We start from the raw sequence: 21,756 nt of genomic DNA, 5'->3' as shown, positions 1-21,756 counted from the left end.
ACAGCATATGTCACGAAAGGTCGTTTCATGACCACCGAACAGCCTATCAACAAGGCCGACGAAATTCACATCGTGTGCACCGTGCACGCGCAGCCCGAGCATCGCGAGAGGGTTGGCGAACTCCTCCTCGAACTCGTCGGTCCGGCCCGCGGCGAGGCCGGTTGCCTCTATTACGACCTCTATCACGAGCGCGACCACCTCGACACCTTCGTGCTGCTCGACGGCTGGGCATCCGAAGCGGCGCTCGCGGCGCACGCGGTGCATCCCAACGTCACCCGTGTGGTCGAGCAGCTCATGCCACTGCTCGCGTCGCCGCTTGAACATCACCACAGCCGCCGCCTGACCGACCCGGCCTGAGCGACGGCATAGCAGAGGAGCAGCAGCATGGCCCGTGTCTTTATCACCGGATCATCAGACGGCCTGGGATTGCTCGCTGGCCAGCAGCTTGCGGCCGCAGGGCACGATGTCGTCCTGCACGCGCGCAATCCGCTGCGGGCGGATGCAGCTCGCTCCGCCGTGCCATCCTGCTCGGCCGTCGTCACGGGCCACCTCTCCACCATCGCGGCGATGCGCTCCGTGGTTGAGCAGGTAAATTCGATCGGCCGCTTCGATGCCGTGATCCACAATGTCGGCACTGGCTATAACGATCCGCAGCGTGAAGGCACTGACGACGGCCTGTCGCGGATCTTCGCGGTGAACGTGCTCGCGCCCTATGTCCTCACCGCTGGCATACCTCGGCCGAACCGGATGATCTACCTCAGCTCGGGCATGCATACTGGCGGCAACGCGGCTCTCGACGATGCGCAGTGGGAACGTCGTCGCTGGAATGCGAGCCAGGCCTATTCCGACACCAAACTGCATGACACCATTCTGATGATGGCCGTGTCCGAGCGGTGGACGGATGTGATGGTCAACGCCGTCGACCCCGGCTGGGTGCCGACCCGGATGGGCGGCGCCAGCGCGCCGGATAACCTGGAAAAGGGCGCAGATACGCAGGCATGGCTCGCCGTCAGCAACGACCCGGCCGCCCCGCGTAACCGGCGAATATTTCCATCACCGACAGCGCCGGCCCGTGGCGCTCGTCGCCCATGATCCGGCCGTACAGCGGCGACTGCTCGACTACCTCCGAAAGCTTTCCGGCGTGCCGCTGGACTGAGCCTGCACCTTCACCTGAAACAAGGAATGCGACCCATGACCGCAACTACCCAAAAGATTGAGCCCGGCGACACAATGGCGGTTTCGCCCGCGCTGGCCCAATACACCCGTGAGACAATCCTCGGCGACCTGTGGAAGCGCGACATCATCACTCCGCGTGATCGCAGCCTCGTGACCGTCGCGTCGCTGATCCAGCGCTCTCAGCCGATCGAGCTGGCTCGCCATATCGCGCTTGCGCTCGACAATGGAGTGAAGCCCAGCGAGATTTCGGAAGCGATCACCCAGCTCGCTTTCTATTCCGGATGGGGCAACGGCACGACAGCGGTAGCCGTTGCACAGCAGGTCTTCGCCGAGCGCGGGATCGGCGAGGATCAACTCGCGCCAGCTTCCGTCGAATTGTTAGAACAGGACGCGACGGTAGAAGCAAACCGCGTCGCGGCCGTCGACGACCTGGTCGGCCCGGCGTTCGGTGCTCTGGCCGATTACACCACGAACGTCCTGTTTGCCGACCTTTGGCTACGCCCGACGCTCGGCCCGCGCGATCGCAGCCTGGTGACGATGAGCGCGCTCATCACTGCCAACCTGCCCGCGCAAATCGTCTTCCACATCAACAAGGCGATGGACAACGGGATGACCGAAGAACAGGTCGCCGAGGTCATCACCCATATCGCCTTCTATGCGGGTTGGCCGAACGCCATGAACGCGGCCGTCGTTGCCAAGGACGCGTTCGCCAAGCTCCAAGGCTGACATAGCTCAAACTGGCGCTTCAGCCGCCTAAAACTCGGGCCCACGTGAGCTTTCGGTCGAAGCTGACGTTGGTTCTAGAGCGGATTCTGATCAGTCTGAGTCGTATCCGCAGGAGGCGAAGTAGATGGCACATTCGCCGGGTTGGAAGATGTCGACGAGTTTGCCGATGAGGTCCCAGTTGCCGGAGACGGTTCGCTCACCGACCTTGCGGAGCATGGCCTTGAGCCGAGAGAAGGCCTTTTCGATTGGATTAAAGTCCGGGCTGTAAGGCGGAAGGAAGCGCAGGGTTTGCGCTTGCGGCCTCAATCCGATCGCACACCGAAGCGCGCTTGTGACTCGACAGATTATCCATGATGACGACATCGCCGGGTTTGAGTTCGGCAACGAGCACTGGCTGACGTAGGCTTCGAACCAGTCGCCGTTGATCGGCCCGTCGAGCACTATCGGCACGACCATTCCGCTCATGCGCAGCCCCGCCACCAGCGTCGTTGTCTTGCGGTGGCCGTGGGGGAAGCCCATGGGCGTCATCCAGCGTATCTCCGCTGTGTGGCCATGGACAGTAAACTAGATGGGCTTAGAGGCCATTGCGCTCCAGATCGATAATGCGGATCGCCATGCCGCCGGCTGGATCACCAGGAATGTCCTCGAACCCAAACCCCTGGAACAAGGCACGAATGCGGTCATCGAGCGGATGGATCAGTATGCAGAAACAACCGATGTTCCTGGAAACCCTTACCGCACTCGCAAGCGCAAAGCCGATCAACGATCGGGCGTGTCCGAGCCGCCGATAGCGCTGATCGATGGCGAGCTGACTGAGCAGGACTGCGGGAATAGCAGTGAGCCAGATATCTGGCGCTATTCCCGCGGACGTCTGGGATGCTCGCTTAATCTCCGTCGCTAAAAGGCTGACATAGCCGATAATATCGCCGGTGATCGGATCGACCGCCAGATGGGTTCGTGCCATGTCGGTTTCCTGGTCCTGCCATGCATGGTGCCAGAACCAGTGGTTCAACGACGCGCGTCCGCAGTCGAACGCATATCTGTCGTCGTGGCCAGTAAGGGGGCGCGTCGATCCCAAAGATCGGATCGCCGAAGACCGCCGAAGCGCAGCTATGTCCTTGGGTGGGGTGTCGACCCACGCCTCGATTTTATTCCAGTCCTCAGCGGGGATGGTGACAAGTCGCCGCTCGAGCAACGCCGTCTCCGCCGCCTCGATCGCCTTGCCGCGGATGAAATCGCTCAAGTCAACGCCTGTGTGCTTCGCCGCCGCCTCCAGCAAGGCGCGTTCGTCGGCGTCGACGGAGACGCTCAATGGGGAAGAAGATCGATCAGCCATATCCCCGTCCTGTTCCATGCGGGACCAGGAGCGCAAGCGTTCGGTTGTCATTGGACGTCGAATTGATAGCAAGCGCCAACTTGCGCTGGATGACGCCGAGCGCCTTGCGCGCGATTTCAAAACCAATTTGGCTGGCTGTCGTAATCATAGGTCTTCCCGAACGGGAGGATGGAATGCCCGGGCGGACAAAATTAGCCCGCTACTGGGGATATTTCGACATCCCACTTTCGTGACGGCTTCGATCCTGTATGGAGCCTGACCCGCCCCTAAGCCATTACAGGAAAATCTATTTTTCATGATACCGAAGGCCCGTCGCAAACATATTTCTAAAGCTCGGGCTATCTCGGTATCTCCCAAAAAGAAACGTGGTCCCAAGCCGCGTCCGATTGTCGAGCTTCCAGAACCGAAATCCACATTGTGGGCGGACAAGCCCGCTTTTCATGAAGCCTTGGCACTGCACATGGAACGCCACGGTGATACGGTCTGGCATCTGCACAGGGCGATCACAGGCCCTAAAGACCGGTTCGATCGAAAGACGATCGAGCATTGGGTTGCGGGCACCAAGGCGCCCCGCGCCGTCGCCAGCCTGAACATGCTCGCTCGTATCGAAAATCGATATCGCCTCCCGGTTGGCTATTTTGCTGCCAAGCTTCCGCACAGTGGCCGGGCGGCAAACGGTCATACGAAGCTTGGTGACATGACGCCGTCGGAAAGACGGCGGATCGCCTGGCACTTGCCCGATGATTTCGACAAGAGGCCATTGAAGGAACGCCGCGAAATTCTCGATTGGGTTCGCAAGGTGATCGTGTCGGGGGCGACGGATTATCGCCTCTATCAGGCAATGGCCATGCGTCACCGCTACGCCCTCCGGTTCCCGGATCTGGTCGGTCTACAGGCAGAAGCCTCGTTGAACCGGCAGAATGAAGTTGGGGAGGAGGGGCTGGACGATGTGGAGATCGACCTCGCCGCCGCCACGCGTGACGCTCCGCAGCGCCTGATAGCAGAAGTGGCGCATCTCATTCAGTTTAAGACCACGACACTGACGGAAAGAGGCTATCAGCGTAACGGTGTCTGGAACGAGCAGACCGCGCTTCAGAAGGTCGATCATCTTGGCCTATTGTTCGGAGCGATGGTGGCAGACCCCAAGGGACCGGTCGCCGGCTTTGGTGCTTCTCCGGCCAGACTCACCTTGGCGCTATTGGTTTTTCCGGCAGTGTGGGACTGGTATGTTCAATGGCGAGAGCGTCGCCGTGGCTTCTATACCATATGGGAAGTCAACATGGTCCAGCTTGGTCTCGCATTGACGCGGACTGACACCGGGTGGCTGCGACAGCGCCCGGATCTGGCTCGATCGCTACGCCCGATCGATGGTCTGGTGTCGCAGGACGATATCGAACGAGCAATTGCCGACTGGGACGGGACATGTGAGGCTTTCTACCAGCATGGGATGATGCGGGTGAGGGAAATCCTCCGTGTCGCCCGCGTCCACCGGGATACGTTCGAACCAATCATGGCCGTCCTTGAAGCGGATAGTCCCGTCGGAGAGTATCGGCGCATTGCGGACGAGGTCCTACGGCTCATGCCGCGTAAAGATCGATATCCGAAGGCTGCGGCAGAAAGCGTCCGTTCCTTTCTGATCATCCGTCTTGGCCTGCACCTTGGCGTGCGCCAAAAGAACCTCCGGGAACTGCTTTTCTGTCCCCGAAACGAACGGCCTTTGTCGGAACGACAACTCGAAATGCGCCGGTGCGGAGAAATGCGCTGGAATGACAGGGACCGGGGGTGGGAAGCCTTCATTCCTGCGGCAGCATTCAAAAATGGGAACTCGTCCTTTTTCGCGAAAAAGCCTTTTCGGCTGCTGCTCCCCAATGTGGGCGATCTTTATCGTTTTATCGATGCGTGGGGCTGCGATCATCGCGCTGTGCTTCTGAACGGGGCCGAAGATCCGGGAACCTTCTTCGTGAAGACCGTCAAATCGGTAAGCCAGGATGCCGCCTATAATCAATCGACCTTCTATGAGGCCTGGCGCCTCGTCATCCAGCGATATGGCATATACAATCCCTATACCGGGCGGGGAGCGATCAAGGGCCTTCTTCCGCATGGACCACATAGCGTGAGGGATGTTTTGGCCACCCATGTGCTGAAAGAAACGGGCTCTTACGATCAGGCCGGCTATGCAATCCAGGACACGGCGGAAGTGGTTGCCCAGCATTACGGGCGATTTTTACCGGAGAACAAGGTAGCGCTGGCTGCGAAGATCATCACGAAAGTGTGGGAAAAGACGGAGGAGAAGCCTCCTCTTGTTCCGGCGGCATAAGCGCTGTTGAACCGCGAGGAGTTGATCTGCGCCTGGCTGGCGGCCAACGATCTCGCCGATGTCTGGACGGCGTATTTCCGCGTGCTCATCCTGACGCTCCAGCGCCGCGAAGAAGTGGCGGCGGTCGATTGGTGCGAACTCGAACTCGATGCCGCAATGTGGGAATTGCCGGGCGACCGGGCCAAGAATGACGAGGAACACGGGGTCCCGCTGAGCGAACTGACTATGATGAAATTGAAGCGTCTCGGTCCGAAGCCGAAGGGGCTGGTGTTCACCACGACCGGCACCACGCCGGTGTCCAGCTTCTCGAAGTTGAAGAAGGCGCTTGATGCGAGGATGCTGGAGATCATGCGCGAGCGTGCCGAGCAGCGCGGCGAGGAGCCGGAGGAGGTCGCGCTCGTCCCGTGGCGCATCCACGATCTGCGCCGGACTGGTGCGACCAACATGCAGGCGCTCGGCGTGCCGATCGAGGTTACGGAAGCCGTGCTCAATCATATCAGCGGCACGCGCGCCGGTATCGCCGGCGTGTACAACCGGTATCGCTGTGATCCGGAGACGCGCCGGGCGCTCGATACCTGGGAGCTTCATCTCACGAATCTGATAGAGGCAGCGAACCTATTACCAACGTTGTGCCCTTTGCCCGTTACGCCTGACGACGGAACGCGGAAGAGAAGCCATGTTCCCGACCTGCGTCAGAAGCCGCTTGACGCACCCGATAATATTTGCGACCACGAATGAGGTTATAAATATTATCGGGTGCCAGTTATGCTCACTGCGCGGATCTACAAGGACGAATGGTCGGTCGATGCTAGGCTGGCTGAGACCTTCGGTGTCACGCGCGATGAACTCATCCAGGTGGTGCGGGAAGTCGTAGGTGCCCGTGCTGACGCCGTGGAGAACGATCCCGTCAGCGCTGCCGGGCAGTTCGCCTATATCCATGGCACTCGCAATATTCGAGCGCTCTTCCGCTCGCGTGGCTGGGTTAATGAGACGATCGACAATATCTCGCTGGTGAAACATCCCGAACTCGGCCTGCTGGTCGGCTATCAGAGCGTCGATGTGGCGGCGTCCGATTTCCACTCGCCCAAGGCGATCTCGGGCAAGGGGGCGGGAGCCGAGCGCGCGATCGACGATGCGCAGGGCTCATTGTTTGCGCTGCCCGAATGGGAGCCCGATACGCATGTGGAGAAGCCGATCAATTCGGGCCTCTGGCATTTCTGCGTGTCGGTAGCTGGCGACGATGTCCGCGCGGAGCTGTCCTTGTCCTCGGGCGTCAGCGGCGGCAACTTCAAAGGCTTCATCGAGCGGATCTTCATCGTCGGCATGGGCGAGTGGGATGCGATCCGGCTCAAGGAACGCGAGGACGGCGGCGCTGTCGAGTTCGAGCCTGTCGTTCTCCGCAAGTAGGTCATGTTCAATCCGGAGCGGCTCGAGCTGGCGCGTAAACGGCGCCGGTTCACGGCGAAGAGTCTCGCCGAAAAGGCAGGTATCGCGCCTGTCACATTGTCGCGCATCGTCAACCGTCAGCAGATTCCGGACGAAAGCACCGTTTCCGGGCTGGTCGATGCCCTCGACTATCCCAGGGACTTCTTTTTCCAGGACGATATCGATCCGATCGATGCGAGTGCGGCGAGCTTTCGCAGCTTGACCGGCATGTCGGCGCGCGAGCGCGACGCCGCGCTGGCGGCCGGCTCGCTCGCCTACGAAGTGATCGACTGGGTCTCCGAGCGGTTCACTCTCCCGACAGCGGACATTCTCGATCTTGGCCATGAGCGCGATCCAGGGTCCGCAGCACGGATGCTCCGGCAATATTGGTCGATCGGCGAGAAGCCGATCGGCAACATGATCAAGCTGCTGGAGAGCAAGGGAGTCCACGTCTTCTCGCTGGCCGAGGATACGAAGAACGTCGATGCCTTCTCCTGCTGGCGCAACGGCCAGCCCTTCGTCTTCCTGAACACTTTCAAGTCGACGGAACGCAGCCGGTTCGATGCAGCGCATGAGCTCGCCCATCTCGTCCTCCATCGGCATGGCGGACCGCAGGGCCGCGAAGCGGAAACCGAAGCCAACCAGTTCGCGTCGGCGTTTCTGATGCCCCATGCCGATCTGGTTTCCACGATCCCCTATGTCAGCAGCATCGATCAAATCCTCCGCGCGAAGAAGCGCTGGGGCGTCGCCGCCGTCGCGCTGGCTTATCGGTTGAACAAGCTCGGGCTGATGACGGAGTGGCAATATATCCAGGTCAACCGACGCTATCGGACGTCGGAACCAGACGGTCTTCCTCCAGAGAGATCAAGTATTTGGCAGATGGTCCTGCAAGAGCTTTGGAAGGAAGGGCTGTCGCGCGGCGCGATCGCTGCGAAGCTGCTCATGCCTGAAGAGGAACTCGAAAACCTCCTATTCGGACTTGCCGGTGACACCGCTCCGCCGGTGCGTCGGACACCCGATCTGAAGTCGGTTTAACGGCGTTGTCCGACAACTCTTTGATGTGGCGCGCCGCGCCGCGCCGTGCGTGATGCCGTGACCCGTGGCATCAAGCATCCTATCGTTCGCGCTAGGCTCGAGCCCGGCGATCACGATATGAGCGCTAGGCTAGGTCTGGAGGCATTGGTGAGGGGACATCTTTCCCGGCTTGACCAAACTACGGCCAGGCCGTATATCCTATGCACACGGTAGTCGAGACAAACGCCTATCTCGCGGCTGCGGATGATGCCGGAATGACCGATGAAGAGCGGGACAATGTGGTCTCGATCATCGCCGCCGATCCGGAAGCCGGAGCGATCATGCCGGGCTGCGGCGGCGCGCGAAAGCTCCGCGTCGCGAAACCAGGGCGCGGGAAGTCGGGCGGGTATCGGATCATCAGCTATTATGCCGGCGATGGCGTGCCGACGTTTCTGATTACGGTGTTCGCCAAGGGCGAAAAGGATAATTTGACGAAGGCCGAGCGCAACGATCTGGCAAAGCTGACCAAGCTCCTTGCCGCGGCTTATGGGAAGTAAGCGATGACTAAGAGAGCGTTCGACAAGATTGCCGCCGGGCTGAACGATGCGATCGCCTATGCGAACGGCGACACGACCCGCGCGCGGGTACACGAGCCGGTCGATGTGAAGGCTATCCGGCAGGCCAACGGCATGACGCAGGAAGTCTTCGCGCGGACCTATGGTTTCACGGTCGGGGCGTTGCGGGATTGGGAGCAGGGGCGCAAGCAGCCGGAGCGGGCCGCGCGTATCCTGCTCAGCATCATCGCCGAGAATCCCACCGCGGTCGCAAGCGTCGCGGCGCGCGTTTAGCCAAAGGAGGATCAGAGTGCTGGAAGCTCGGATCGTCCCTATAGAAGTTTGATCGCAGGAGTTTGCCATGGCCACCAGAGTCGCGGACGTGCCGGAATTTAAGAATGCCACCGATCTCGAATTCGCGGATATTTCGAGCGAGCAGTGGCGCGAATATCAGTTCCTGGGCGGTGAAAAAATCCGGATCAGTGCGCCGCTCAAGCTGAACGTCAGCGAGAGCCGCGGTCATCGCATCTTCGATGCGAACGGCATTTCGCACTATATCCCGCCTGGCTGGATTCACCTCAAATGGAAGGTGAAGAATGGTGCCCCCAATTTTGTAAAATAAGGGAGGGCGCAGTTGCGCCGGCCGGTCGAAGGGGGGCGGATGCTCATTCTCATCTCGTCGAGCGCGCAGCAGCGCTACGCCGACGATATCATTCGTGCGCTGGCGCATCCGGCGGGCACAAGCTTTCAGTTCCGGTACGACAAGAAATATGTCCACGGCTTGCTGAGCCAGCGCAGCCTCGCCGGCGAGCCGGTCCTGATCTGTTACCTGTCGGTTGATGCGGCGGCCCAGACCACATGGCTTATTCCGTGCCGTTTCGCGACGGTGGCGAAGGTCGAGATCGTCGGTTCCTCGTGGATTTTCACGCTCAACGCCGACAGCTTCGTCGCCGCGCTCGACGACGCGGCCCTCCGCGCTGCCTTGCAGCGAGGCGAGCGCGATCTGCTGCCGGCATTCGACCCCCAGGGCAAAGGACCAACCGGCAAATTCGCGCTGAGTGTCGGGGCGGAACTCCATCGCAACAGCCAATATGCCCCAGGCGCCAAGGCGATGGCAGCGTTCGAGGCGACGGCGACGGCGCTCAGCGCCGACCCACGCTTCGCACCGGGCAAGGGGCTGTCCTTCTTTACCGTTTTCGCGCTCAACACCAACGATCGCTGGTGGTGGAGCCGGCGCAAGGGTTCTGTTGAGATCCTTCCGGTCGATGGCCGATATTCGCTCTGGCTCGGCTGGCGTTACTGGCTTGAGCTGTACAGCTATTCGCCGGCCGGCGGGGCACCGCTTGCCCACCCGTCCAAGCTCGCCTGCGAAAGCAGCGACCCGACCGTGCGCTTTACCACGTCGGCAAGCAATACATTGGATTCGCGCTACGACCTCAATCGGTCGCACTTCACCTCGACGCCAGCGCAGATGTCAGTGCCGGCCGGCTTGCGCATCAGCCTCAAGATCCCCGATCAAGCGAAACCGTCCGATGTCGTCGATCGCTGCGACATCACCTTGGAAGCGCGCTTTCGCGGTGCGCTCGGCTGGACGATAGCGCGCATCGGCTTCATCGCGGTCGGCGCGGCGGCGCCCGCCGCGATCGCCGTATTGAAGGCCGATCAGTTCACCTGGCCGCTCTTCGCGATGATGGTCGTCGGTGGCGCGATCGGCGCCGTCGGCACGCTGTTCCCGACCCTCAAGGGCTGATTCACTCCGCGCGGGGGGATGCGACCAGCCTGCGCTGTGTCAGAGCGCGAGGCTGATCCGCTCCACGACCGCGCCGAGATGACGCCGCACCATCTGCTCGTCGACGATGATCGCGCTCATATCCTGTGTTCCGAAAATTGGGATATCGCGTGCGACCGGGGAATGAATGTCGATCAAGGTCTCGGCATCGTCCAATTTGCGCCGGACGATCAGTGGTGCCTTAACGGCGGGGATCGCATGGAAGGCGCGGATGATGTCGAAATGGGCGGAAAACTGCCGCTCGAGCTCGTCGCCGACGACGGTCAGCGCCATCGCTGCGCGGCCCGGCGCAAAGGCCGGCGTCTCGCCTGTCAGGATATGACGTACGATCTGGGCGCCGACATGGCGATCGAGCAGGGCATGGTCGAGCCGGTTGCGAAAGCTGCGCAGGCACCGATAGCAGGACGAGTCGCAGCCCTCGGGGCAGGCTTCGAGGATGTCGAGCGCGGTTTCGAACAGTTCGAGGCCCCTGAACGCCAGTTGGGGCGAGAAACCGGCGCCGCCAGCCAGCGTGTCGTAGAGGAAGATTTCCACCAGCGTCCCGGCAGCGCCGGCGGCGCTGTTGAGGGCGGGTCGATATTCGGCAAGAATCTCGCCGACTTCGATCTCGAGAAGCCGGCAGGCGGCCTTTGCCAGCGCCTCGCAGATCGTCCGCATCGCCGAGAGGGTCTCGGAATTGGCGGGCGGCAGCCGGAACGGGCCTTCGAGGCGAAGCGCGAATAGCGCGATATCGGTCGGGAAGTCGGCACCGAGAACGACGCCGCGCCAGGGAATGCCCTCACATAGCGGCTCGTTGTTGTTCGGATAGGGAAGGGGGTGGGGCTGGCGGATATTGTCGACGGGTGCGCTCACCGATTCGATGCGCCCGCATTTCTTGCAATAGTCATAGCCGTCGCCTTCGGGTCCCGAGTTTGACACCAGCAGCCGCGGCCGCGCCTCCAGCGCACTCAATCGCGGATTGAGGAGGATGCCGCCTGTCCCGCCGGACGGCATCACCAGCTTGGCGCGCGTCGCATAGGCGGTTTCGTTGGGCTCGTCCGGCGTCGAGGGAGCCGGCTGATACCAGGGGTGCGCGAAGCCGGGCGGACGGAACCACGGCTTGGCCGGGCCGAAGCTCTGCGGGGTCATGCACGCCTCGCAGGTGATCGAGGTGCCGCGGCGGTCGTGGTCATATTCGTCGGTCATGGCGTGGCCGCAGTGGCTGCATTCGAAATAGAGCCGGCGCTTGCCCCAGGCATTGTAGCGATCATCGCGATAGGGCGAGTAGATTGCCCGCGACGTATATTGTTTGTTCTTGATCCAGATCTGCTTGTTCGGCGCATATTGCGACAAGGCGATGTTGAGGCCCTGGCTCGGCGCGAATTCCATTTTGGCCCGATAGGCGGTGGATTTCGGGCTGAACACGTAGAAGGGGGCGACATCGGTGGGGAAGGCGTAGCGAGGCAGCACGCCCCAATAGAGCAGGCGATCGAGTAGATTGTCCGCTGCGGCGTCGACCAGCGCATCGTTGTCGGGCTGCGGGTCGATCTCGGGGGGGGGCACGTCGGGGTCGGCCAACTGCGCCGGATCGTCGGCACCGACCCAAGGCGCCACTGCGGGCAGATCGTCCTCTGCATCATCGTCGCTCTCGACCGTCGGCGGCAGCGGCGCTGCGGCGGTGCCGTCGATCGCCTCGTCGACCGCATGCAGCAGGTCGGCGGAGAAGGTGCCGAGCAGTGCAGCGCGGTCGGCGCTGCTCAACTCCTCGGGCAGCCAGCGATCGATCGCCTCAGCCAGAGTGGCATAATCCTGCTGCAGCCAAGCGGCGAGATCGGCGCGATTGAGCGGCTTGGCGGGATCCTTGAAGTCGCCCACCGTTCCCAGCACCGAGAAGAGGTTGGCAAGGCTCTCATCCGACGGATCGAGGTGCTGGATGCGCGCCTCGTGATAGCGCTGGAGCAGGAAGGCGCGGATGTGCCGCCGGGCGATGTTGGGATTTTCTAGGGTAAGCCGGGGATCGATCACTTCGCCGCGGATCATCTCGCGGGGATTGGTGAAATAATGATCGTCATGGCTGTCGGCACTGCCGAAGGCGATGACGGTCGCGACGGCATTGCCGCGCCGTCCGGCGCGGCCGGCGCGCTGCTGATAATTGGCGCGTCCCGGTGGCATGTTGCGCAAGGCGACGCCGGACAGGGCGCCGATGTCGATGCCCACCTCCATCGTCGTGGTGCTGCTGAGGACGTCGATGCTGGTGTTCTTGTGCTGATCGATCGTCCGCCAGGCGAGATCGATGTCCTGGAACTGCATCTCGTGATGCTCGGCCTGGGAAAAGGCTTCATCGGCCTGCGCCGCGTTGAGCTGCGCGGTATGCTCGGCAGCGATCAGTGACATGAGCATGGGCTGTTCGATGGCCAATGCGTCCATCACCGGCCTGCGGTAAAAGCCTTTGCGGGCATTGAACACGAGGTCGGTGTCGGGCTCGAAAGCGTGAACATCCGCCGAGCCGCAATCGATGCAGACCGCCACCGTTTCGATAGGGCGATGGACCGACGTGCATTGCGCGCAGCGCCGCCAAGCCCCGCCGAGCGCCAGTGATAGATTGCGGGCTTCCATCCGGCGGCCCGCAGGAGGATCCTCGGTGAAATATTGCAGCAGTGTCGGCAGCCAGAGTTTTCCGAAGCCCTTTTTAAGATCGCCGGACGAGAACACATATTTGAGCGTGGTGAACACGCCCTTGTGCGCGCGCACGAGTTGGCCCGGTCCCCACCAGCTATCGGACATGTCCCGGAACCACACGCCGTTCTTGCGCAGCCATGCCCGCAGCCAGACGCGCACGACGGCGAGCTTCTGCTCCGGGGTTTCGGCGAGCCCGGGCAGGTCCGGCAGTTCGAGCAGCTTCTTGGTGATGCTCGGCGCTTCAATCAGCGACGCGATCGCGAGGGGCTCGAGGCCAAGAATGTTGTCGCGCAGGACCTCGAAGATCGCCTTGGTGAGATTGGCAGGTGGCTTCTTGCCGAGCAGCTCGAACAGTTGCGGCGTGTCGGGAATGGCGCCCGGCGGCGTGTCCTCGACCCGTGGCATCGTCTCCGGCCCTTCAAGCTCGGGGCGGAGACGGACCTCGAGCCGGTAGGCGGCCACGACAACCGCCAGCCAAGCGCGATCGAGCGTCAGCGATGATCCGAACCCGGGGTGCTGCAGCAGGTCGCGATAACCGACCGGCAGCAGCGCGCGCAGCGTGTCGCGCAGCGAGAAGAGCTGCAGGGTGGGAGCAAGCCGCGCCGCCACTTGCCGCGAGTCCGAGAAGACGAGCACCTTGCGCCCGCGCAACGGCGCGAACTCGGTCGCTGGTGTCGGTCCAGGCGGCTGGACCTTGATCTGGGCGGCGAGCAGTGCCTGGAACGGCTGATCGCCCTTGGTGACATGATCCTGGACGCTCGACTTGCCGCCGCGCACGCGGCGTTTGCAGCAGCCACAGGGGACGAATTCGCCGGGCCCGGCGGTCGGCGCGGCCTCGTCGCCGGCCTCGCCGTCATCCTCATCCGCATCGTCGTCGCTCGTTGGCGGGGCCAGCGTTGCGATCTGCGGCTTCAGATAGACGCTGCGCGTGCGCGGCCCCAACGGATCAGGATCGAGCAGGCCGGACATGAGATCATAGACGCGTTCCAGACCCTGTGTCGCGGTCGGCGGTGTCTCGAGCAGCAGATCGAGCGGCTGAAACGCAGTGGTCGCACCGCCTTCGGTCAGCAAGGCTTCGCCGGGATCGGCATAGAGATGTTCGGGATTGGCGACGTCCTTGACATAGGCCCGGGCATAGGACGTGCCACAATAGCGGCAGGTATAATATTCGAGCACGGGCGCGCCGCAGCCGCAGCGCCCGCGCGGCTGGGCATAGAGGCGCCCGATCGGGCCGCCGCGGGCATCGGGTTGAAGCGTCTCGCACTCGGGGTCCATGCAGGCCCAGAGACCTGGCAAGCCGCGATGGAACGCATGGACGCGGCAGGGAAGCAGGCTGGCATCGTCGGGTTTCAGCCGCGCCCGGCTGCCGAGCGCGAGCAAGGCGTTGACGGCGCGGTCGCCGGCGCCCGCGGGCGCGTCGGGAAAGATCAACTCGCGAAGCTCGCCAAAGGAGCGGGCCGCACGCATCGTATCGTTCACGAGCTTGGAGAAGGGGCCGTAAGTTTCCAGCGCGGCATGAAGCGCCGGGCCATGGCCAAGCGATCCATTGACGCCGCGAAAGGCGAGAAAAGGCGCGATGGCGGCGTCGCGCTCAGCTTCGGTCTCGGCATAAAAGCCGCCAAGGTCGACGCTCAGCAGAGCATCGAGATCTTCCGGCCCACCCACGGCCGGATCGGGCCGCAGCTTGTAATCACCGGGCGCCGGATCGAACGATGCGGGATCGGCGCCGCTCAACGCGGCGCCGAAGGCGCCGGCCTTCGCCTTGCCCGCTTCGCTGAAGCTGGCGGTCGCGCAGATGACCTGAAAGCGTTCGGCCGGGATCGCGAGCCGCTCGCACAACCGGCGCAGCAGCAGGCCGACTTCGGCGCCCTGCGCACCGCGATAGAGGTGCGCCTCGTCGAGGACGATGAGGAATTTCTCGTCCGGGCAGGCTTCCAGCCATGCGCGTGTGCGCTGGAAGATCGGGCGCTCGATCGGCCGCAGCATCATATATTCGAGCATCGAATAGTTGGTGATGAGCAGGTCCGGGGGCGCTGTCTGGGCCTCATGGCGGGTGATCAGTTCAGCATCGTCGTCGAGCGCGATCGCGCGGCGGAACTGGCCCTGGCTGTCCAGCCAATTGCCCGATCCGAACCAGTCGGCAATGCGGCCCTTGGCCGGCCATTTTCCTTTCTGGCGCAACGTCTGGACGAGCTCGAACGCGCGCTTGTCCTCCGACGCCACAATGGGGGTGCCGGCAGTGTGCCGGTCTGCCGCCTGCTCGAGCGAGACGAAGAACTCGCCGATCGATTTCAGGCGGCGCCCATCTTTCTTGCGGTTGCGGACGCCGGCATAGGGCGTCCGGCTCGTATAACGGGCAAAGGTTGCGGGGCGACCCGCCCAGTGCTCGAACATCTCGATCACCCGCGTGTCGCCGAAGAGGAGGCGCAGGCGGCCGAGTTGGTCGTTGACCAGCGCGTTCATCGGATAGAGCACCATTGCCCGCACTGCGGCATGGTCGGCAAATTGCTGGGGGCGCTCGCGCGCCTCGATCGCGAATTTGCCCAGGATGGGAAGCAGGAAGGACTCGGTCTTGCCCGAGCCCGTTCCGGTCATGATCATCAGGTTGCGGCTGTCGCGCAGAATCGTGCCGATCGCATCGGCCTGATGCGCATAGGGCGGATCGAACAGCAGCGGTTGGCCCAACGCGGGGTCGGACAGACGTTCATAGGCTTCGCGCGCCGCCGCCGGTATGTCGGCCATCTCGGCGAAACGCTTGCCGGTGACATAGCGCGGGGTCGATTCCAGGAAGGGAATCTGGAAGATCCCGCCGGCGGCTTCGAGCAGTTGCCGGCGCTGCGCGACCACGCCGGGGTCGGCGATATGATAGGTTGCCTCGATGTAACCGCGCAGGGTCTCGTGCAGCGTATCGATCGTTTCCTGGACAGTCGCGGTCATGCATCTTCCTCATCGACGGCCATCCACAGCTGCGCGCGGAGCGCGCCGACCTCCTCGGCCAGGCGGGCGATTGGCAGTGTGAAACTGTACAGGCATTGCGCGCCCGCGACCTTGGTCCCGACCAGCGCCAGGCGGCGTTCTGCAAACGCAGGGAGCGGAGAGAAGAGATCGATCGATGCCGATCCAGTCGACCGCCGGATACGCGCGCGCTGGGGCGTGGCGCGTTCGGCATCGAGTGCTGCCTGTATGCGCCAGGCCAGATCGCAGGGGCGTTGCCGGTCGTCATCGGCATAGAGGTCGATCAGACGCCGGGTCCGGCCCTGTTCCACGCGCACCAGACTCCACAGTGGCGCGCCATAAAGCTGGGGTCGCCGCGCGACGAATATGCCGCTCTGCGTGCCCGGGGCCGTCCATCGGCCGCGATAGAAGAGCGGATCGCAGGCGCCATCGAGAAGGTCGAGGCCATCGACCGCATGATCGAGCGCCGGCGCGGCATCGAGCTTGGCCTGCCAGCGCGCGAGATGGACCGCGGCACTTTCCGCCGGCGGCGTTCGCAACCAGGCCTGCTCGCTGAGCTGGGCGAAGCCCAACAGGCGAAGGTGCGCCGAAAGATCCTCGCCCTGGGTCACGAGCCGGCGGACCATGCCGTCATCGACCAACAAGGCGTCGAGTTCCTGACTGAGTGCGGTCGGGTGGTCGCCGGCGACGCCGAGGATGATGAATTCGCCATTGCCCCGCCGCACGAAGGTCGGCGGCGCGGGCCGCAGCACCTCGGCGGGTGCGCCCCAGCTATCGAGCGACTGGCGCCGCATGGCGAGGATATCCCCATAGACGATCATCTCGTCCAGCGCGCGCTCGACGGCGTCGCGCTGGTCGCTGAAGGCCGCAAGCGGGTCGGCGACGAAGCGGACGAGATCGCTGCGCGCAGCCGGCGCGAGAATATGCACAGCGCGCCGTAGCGCGGGTTTGAGCAACTGGCCGATCGCGCCTGGATCGGAAACGGCCAGGCCGTCGCCGACGGACAGGAGCAGGTCGGCGGGATAGAGGCTGCGCATCAGCCTGCCACCGCGATGGCGGCGCCATCGGCTTGCGCCCGGGCATGCGCGCGTGCGAGATAAGCGCCGCGCAACAATGTCCGGTTCGCCAGCAGCCGCTCGGCCTTGGCCTCGGCTTCGGAACCATAGCCGAACCGCAGCCGCAGCGGATCGAAGGCGAGCGCCAGCGCGGCGGCAGCACGCTTGGCATCGGACTCGACCTGATAGGTGTCAGCATAGGACGCGAAGGCCGGGATCGAGTCCCGCAGCGATAGGTCCCATGCATGGCTGCACATCCGCGACCGAAAGCCGGGCGAACCGCCGACCATGTCCCGCGCTGCCCTCAGCGCCGCGGGTCCGCCATTCTTGAGTAGCGACGCAAAATCTGCCCCGACGGCGAGCATTGCAACCTTGTCGCGCAGCTTGTCGACAGTCACCGCCTTGCGGACGATGGCGAGGTGACCGAGTGCGTGCGCCCTTGTCCACAGCGCCAGGGTGCGCACTAGCAAGAGCAGCGCTTCGGTGGCGCTGTCCGGCAGGTCGAAGCGCTGAACGAGATCCAGCTCGGCAAAGCTGTGCAGGGTCGCGCTCGCCGGGACGCTGATGAACGCCGTCTGGCTTCGTCCCCGGTAGCGCGCGGTCAGCAGCATGCCGGGGCTTTCGACCGCTTGCCCGTCGATCAGCGCCGGAGCCGCAAGCGTCATCCGTTCCAATGGTGCCGCCAGCGGAAGCCCGGTCACCTCGATCGGCTCTTCGTGCGCTGTCTCGTCGATGAGGCGCACTGCATGCTGCTTGGGCTCGAATATCCAGCGCAGCGGCTCGACCGCATGGGAGAAGCGAAGGGTCTGGACCCCGAGTTCGTCGATGGCCGCGCTGATGTCCACGCGATGCGCGCGATCGATCGCTTCGGAATTGCTTCTGCGCAGGCGCGCGATGACCTGGGTGATGTCGGTTTCGGTCGATCGCGAGCCGGTTGCACCACCGCGGTTGGCGGTGGCGAGATTGCCCCCGGCGTCGAAGGTGTCGAGCGACCATTGCACCTGGCGGCCGGCCGGACCGATTACGCTGAGCGGGGCCCGGCCGGCGAGAACGTCTTCGAGCGGTGCGTTGGCCGGTGACACGACAAGGCGGAAGCCCGCCTTGTCGCGCACCGCTTCCGGCCAGGGCTGCGGCGCCGCCACCTCAAACGCGAACATCATGGTGGCGACCGTGCCCGCTGATCCGGGTCCTGACGCGCCCGGGATTGCGGCCAACTCCAGTTGGTGGCGGCCAAGGGGCAGGTCGCCCAGCGCAAGCAGGACCTCGTTGGACGCCGTGGCGATCCGTTCGGGCTCTGCACCGTCGAGCCGGGCCACGAATCCGGAAACGTCATGGTCGGCGCGGATGCGAAGGATGACGGGTTCGGTCGAGAGCCAGCGTGCGACTGTCTCGGCGCCCGCCGGCCGCGGCGCCAGGCCCGCCGGCTCGACCCATATCGCTGCCTTGGTGCCGATCGTCAGCCGCGCGAGAGCAGCCGCCTGGTCATCGGTAATCCGGTCCGCCACCTTCAGGCGATAGGCGACCATGTTTGGCATCGCGGCGGGCAGCGGGACAAGACCGGCCAGTGCGACGTCGGCATCGGGCAGCGACCTGCGGGCCAGGATGACATAGGACTGATCCGGGCGGACATGCCCTTGGACGACTTGTCGATAGAGACCGTCGCCGAACCGCCGCAGCACCCAGCATGATCGTTCCTCGAGCTGACAGAGCGGGCCGAAGATCATGCGGAGCGGCTGCGTTTCGCCCTGCAGCGCAATGACCGGTGCGGCCGGCGCAGGGAACACGGTGATCTCGCGTGCCTGCCCGGCCAAGGTGAGCAGGTTGCTGGCCGGCGTCCAACGCTCCGCATCGCCGGGCGGGCGTACACGGACGCCGCGCAGCGCGGTGGCGTCGAGCCCGGCGCGCGCCAATGCGGCTGCGAAGTCGGGAATGGTCAGCGCGAGCGACAGGCCGCGATCAGGCTGGAGCCTGGCTGCAAGCTTCGGGCCGAGAATGGCGGCGGGCTGGCCACCGCCCGCAGCGCCGGCGAGGCGGGTGCCGGCCCGCAAGGGCGACGACAGCGCGAATCTCCGTGTGCGGATCACCGCGCGTGCCTCGCGCAGGTAGTCGCGTGCGAGGCGCTTGGCTTCGAGATCGGCGACGATGCGGGTCAGCAGCGTGGGCGAGATTCGCGGTAGCGCACCGCTCTCATCTTCGCGTAGCGCCAGCACGAGCATGGTGGTCAACTCGGTCTGCTGGAGAAAATAAGCGAAGCGCGAGGAACTGCCGTCATATCTGTCGAACAGGAACCGGCCGATGTTGCTCGGGTCAGCCTGGGCGCGATGGGCGAGCTCATAGCGCAGATTATAGAGGTGCCGCGCGAAATGATCCTGCAGGTAGCGCGGCAGGATCGCGCTGTTGATCGGCCAGGCGATGATGTTGAAATGCGCGGCCCATCGCCCCTTGGGCACGGGGCCGCCATAGGTCGTGTGAAACGTCCGAAACCAGATCCTCAGCCGGTCGCGGAAATCATTGGCCCGCCATTCGCCGCGCGCGCGCTCAAGCGCCGGCCAATATTCTTCACCAGCATAGCGGTAGCCGGCTTCCGCCGCCAGCGCGGCCCAGACCAGCCAATGGGCTTTCTGCAATCCTGATTGGCGGAGCTCGAGGCTTGCGGCTTTGGCGATGGCCTCCACCAGCTCGGACTCGAGCCCATGCTCCAGGGCATAGACCGGATAGTTCAGCGGCTTGCGCATCGCCGCTAATTCGGTGAAGCGGGCTTCGAGCTGGCGTTGCGCGTCGTCCAGCATGGCCGGATCAGCCTGCGCGGCGCTCGGCGAGCCGCGTCGAATCGAGCCGGCCTTTGATCAGGCGCGGGATCATGTCGCGCTGCCAACCGCGATAGTCGATCTCGCCACGTTCGGCGCGGGGAACCATCCATCGCTCACGCGCGAGATCCGAAATGTCGGCAACGCTCAGCAGGTCCGAGACGTCGGGCGCCGCGGCACCCGCACGCAGAACGTCATAGGCGTTGGCGGCAAGCTTCGAGATGAAAACCTCGCGCTTGATGCCGTGGCGCAGAATATTCTCATTGAAGTCCAGGGCCGCGAGCGCCGCACGGATGGTCCGTAATCGCCAGTTCGGGCCTTCGCCGAATTTGTGTTTGTCGGCGTAGCGATGGTCGCGATCACGCAGATAATCGCGCATCCGGTCGAATAGCGCATCGGTGATGTGGAAATGGCCCCATCCTTCGGTGAATCCGATGCGCTCGAAATAGGAAGTGCCGCCAAGTCGGAGCCGGTTATAGACCGACGAGCGCCCCATCGAGGAGGTGGTGGTGACGGCAACCAATGCCGCCTTTTTGGCCTGTTTCGAGATGACGCCGATCGATCGGCCATACAGCCGCTGGAAGTCGTCGAACACGTCACGCGAGCGAATCAGGCAGGCGATCGCCTTGCCGCCGAGCAGGAAATTATAAGGTGGCACGGCGCCCAGCACGTAGGCGTCCAGGATGCCGACGAGACGCTTGGCCCGGTCGTCCACGGTCCAATCGATCAGCGCGTCGCGCACCGAGAGATTATAGACGGGATCGCCGAGCGCGATCACGCCGGCGAGCCGGTCATGCGCCTCGTCCCAGACAAGATAGCGCATCCGCCGGCCGAAACCGGCTGACACAGGGACCGACCAGGTCAGCGTTGCCACCCGGAACAGGTCCGATTCCGGCGTGTCGCTCTTGATCAGACGGAGACTGAGGCGGATTTTTGCGGGGTCGATCTCGGCACCCTCGGCAAAGCTGGGAAGGGCGCGTTCCAATGCCCTGGCCAGGAAGGGCTGGGCCGCCGCGAGCCGTTCGCGTCGTTGCCCGCGGTGCATCCGCCGGATCATCTCCTTGCCGACCCCGGGCAGCACAAGCTCGCCGGCCTCGTCCTTGGTAAAGCCGAGCTGGCGCAGATGCGCGCGAAGCGAGCGCTTCAACGCGGCCTCTGGACTGAACGGTTTCGCAATACTTGGCATACGTCAGCGGCTCCAATCATCATCGTCGAGCAGCCGGCGGCGCGCTCCCCCAGCCCCAATGTGCATTTGTGCGACCCGGAAGCAAGCACGCGATGCCGTAAGTGACCCGACGAACGCAAGTATTTGTGGAGAATGGGAATACATGATTGAGCATTCTTTGTCAGAATCGCGCCTGGACAGGGCATTCAAAGCATTGCGACCTTTACCGCCAATTCCGATCAATGAGCATTGGTTCGCCTTGAGCTGCGGTCGGCTGAATGGCGACGACAACCGAGCGCTTGAGTTGGTCGGGCACGAGGCATATGGGCGCAGCGAACGGTTGTAAGCGCGCGTATATCGTGCGGCAAGACTTCGACCCATGCCGCTCGAGTGAGTTCAGGGCGATCCCGATCCGCAGCGTGAGGGGGTGTCGTTCGAAGGATATCGCCTAAGGAAGTGCCACGTGCTGGGCGACTAAGCCAAGGACCCCGGCGGCATCCGCGGGCAGTTGTCCGATACCCGCAGCATGTTCGGTGCCGGGGCGTGAAACTGCCGGTTGCCGGGTCAGCTCTGACGAACATTCCTGCGGATTGTGAAGGGGGAGGAAAGTGCGAAAAAAAATGAGCCTGGAAGGAAGAGTGCAGGCAGTCTAGCCCCTCGCGGCCCAAATCCCCCAGGCGAGGTAGATGCAAGGGACCAAAAATCGAAGCTGTACGAGTTTATCGCGATTGGAGAGATCGAGACCATCCAGGTCTGACGATCGACTCTTATTCCAACCC

General features: G+C 63.5%; 18 protein-coding genes. 11 read left to right on the top strand and 7 right to left on the bottom strand.

The window, feature by feature from the left end; all coding sequences use genetic code 11:
* The first annotated feature begins 27 nt into the window (after positions 1–27).
* The 3 genes from AC07M9_RS07875 to AC07M9_RS07865 all read left to right on the top strand — a co-directional run bounded on the left by AC07M9_RS07875 (position 28) and on the right by AC07M9_RS07865 (position 1,902).
* Complete coding sequence (locus AC07M9_RS07875; protein WP_494882752.1) at positions 28–357, top strand: putative quinol monooxygenase; 330 nt, start codon at positions 28–30, stop codon at positions 355–357.
* Between the two features lie 27 nt (positions 358–384).
* A complete protein-coding gene (locus tag AC07M9_RS07870; RefSeq protein ID WP_494882751.1) occupies positions 385–1,092 on the top strand; it encodes an SDR family NAD(P)-dependent oxidoreductase in 708 nt (235 codons plus the stop codon).
* 99 nt (positions 1,093–1,191) lie between these two features.
* Positions 1,192–1,902, top strand: a complete 711-nt coding sequence (locus AC07M9_RS07865) for a carboxymuconolactone decarboxylase family protein (protein WP_494882750.1) — start codon at positions 1,192–1,194, stop codon at positions 1,900–1,902.
* 90 nt (positions 1,903–1,992) lie between these two features.
* Here AC07M9_RS07865 and AC07M9_RS07860 read toward each other — a convergent pair whose 3' ends face one another.
* From AC07M9_RS07860 to AC07M9_RS07850, 3 genes are read right to left on the bottom strand one after another with little or no spacing between them, the layout of a single operon-like run.
* Positions 1,993–2,430, bottom strand: a complete 438-nt coding sequence (locus AC07M9_RS07860; protein WP_494882748.1) for a transposase — start codon at positions 2,428–2,430, stop codon at positions 1,993–1,995.
* Between the two features lie 46 nt (positions 2,431–2,476).
* A complete protein-coding gene (locus AC07M9_RS07855; protein WP_494882746.1) occupies positions 2,477–3,238 on the bottom strand; it encodes a type II toxin-antitoxin system TacA family antitoxin in 762 nt (253 codons plus the stop codon).
* Complete coding sequence (locus AC07M9_RS07850) at positions 3,231–3,386, bottom strand: hypothetical protein (RefSeq protein ID WP_494882744.1); 156 nt, start codon at positions 3,384–3,386, stop codon at positions 3,231–3,233. The genes AC07M9_RS07855 and AC07M9_RS07850 overlap by 8 nt, the downstream gene beginning before the upstream one ends.
* A 147-nt stretch (positions 3,387–3,533) precedes the next feature.
* On the opposite strand from AC07M9_RS07850, the gene AC07M9_RS07845 reads away from it, so the two are divergent.
* The 8 genes from AC07M9_RS07845 (at position 3,534) to AC07M9_RS07810 (ending at position 10,298) form a co-directional block, all read left to right on the top strand.
* Positions 3,534–5,555 carry a hypothetical protein gene (locus tag AC07M9_RS07845; protein WP_494882742.1) on the top strand — a complete coding sequence of 674 codons (2,022 nt, stop codon included), beginning with the start codon at positions 3,534–3,536 and terminating at the stop codon, positions 5,553–5,555.
* Between the two features lie 6 nt (positions 5,556–5,561).
* Positions 5,562–6,293 (top strand): tyrosine-type recombinase/integrase, encoded by a 732-nt coding sequence (locus AC07M9_RS07840; RefSeq protein WP_494882740.1) that lies wholly within the window; start codon positions 5,562–5,564, stop codon positions 6,291–6,293.
* Between the two features lie 27 nt (positions 6,294–6,320).
* Positions 6,321–6,962 carry a hypothetical protein gene (locus tag AC07M9_RS07835; RefSeq protein WP_494882738.1) on the top strand — a complete coding sequence of 214 codons (642 nt, stop codon included), beginning with the start codon at positions 6,321–6,323 and terminating at the stop codon, positions 6,960–6,962.
* A gap of 3 nt (positions 6,963–6,965) precedes the next feature.
* Positions 6,966–8,015, top strand: coding sequence for a helix-turn-helix domain-containing protein (locus AC07M9_RS07830; RefSeq protein WP_494882736.1), 1,050 nt, complete (start codon positions 6,966–6,968; stop codon positions 8,013–8,015).
* Between the two features lie 254 nt (positions 8,016–8,269).
* Positions 8,270–8,551: a type II toxin-antitoxin system RelE/ParE family toxin gene (locus AC07M9_RS07825; RefSeq protein ID WP_494882734.1), complete on the top strand. Its 282-nt coding sequence runs from the start codon at positions 8,270–8,272 to the stop codon at positions 8,549–8,551.
* A 3-nt stretch (positions 8,552–8,554) separates the two neighbouring features.
* Positions 8,555–8,842, top strand: coding sequence for a helix-turn-helix domain-containing protein (locus AC07M9_RS07820; RefSeq protein WP_494882732.1), 288 nt, complete (start codon positions 8,555–8,557; stop codon positions 8,840–8,842).
* A 67-nt stretch (positions 8,843–8,909) separates the two neighbouring features.
* Entirely contained in the window at positions 8,910–9,170 is a 261-nt protein-coding gene (locus AC07M9_RS07815; RefSeq protein ID WP_494882731.1) for a hypothetical protein, read from the top strand.
* A gap of 39 nt (positions 9,171–9,209) precedes the next feature.
* Positions 9,210–10,298 carry a hypothetical protein gene (locus AC07M9_RS07810; RefSeq protein ID WP_494882730.1) on the top strand — a complete coding sequence of 363 codons (1,089 nt, stop codon included), beginning with the start codon at positions 9,210–9,212 and terminating at the stop codon, positions 10,296–10,298.
* Positions 10,299–10,337: 39 nt separating this feature from the next.
* Here the strand turns inward: AC07M9_RS07810 and AC07M9_RS07805 are convergent, their stop codons facing one another.
* From AC07M9_RS07805 to AC07M9_RS07790, 4 genes are all read right to left on the bottom strand, one after another.
* Complete coding sequence (locus AC07M9_RS07805) at positions 10,338–15,842, bottom strand: DEAD/DEAH box helicase (RefSeq protein ID WP_494882729.1); 5,505 nt, start codon at positions 15,840–15,842, stop codon at positions 10,338–10,340.
* 86 nt (positions 15,843–15,928) lie between these two features.
* Complete coding sequence (locus AC07M9_RS07800; RefSeq protein WP_494882728.1) at positions 15,929–16,987, bottom strand: hypothetical protein; 1,059 nt, start codon at positions 16,985–16,987, stop codon at positions 15,929–15,931.
* Positions 16,987–19,794, bottom strand: a complete 2,808-nt coding sequence (locus tag AC07M9_RS07795; RefSeq protein ID WP_494882726.1) for a hypothetical protein — start codon at positions 19,792–19,794, stop codon at positions 16,987–16,989. Before AC07M9_RS07795 ends, AC07M9_RS07800 begins: the two co-directional genes overlap by 1 nt.
* Before the next feature lie 7 nt (positions 19,795–19,801).
* Complete coding sequence (locus tag AC07M9_RS07790) at positions 19,802–20,959, bottom strand: Druantia anti-phage system protein DruA (protein WP_494882725.1); 1,158 nt, start codon at positions 20,957–20,959, stop codon at positions 19,802–19,804.
* Positions 20,960–21,756 lie beyond the last annotated feature (797 nt).

Source organism: Novosphingobium sp. GW821-FHT09E05 (assembly GCF_059416165.1).
The sequence above is the reverse complement of the archived record's forward strand: the minus strand, read 5'-3'. Positions and strand labels throughout refer to the sequence as shown.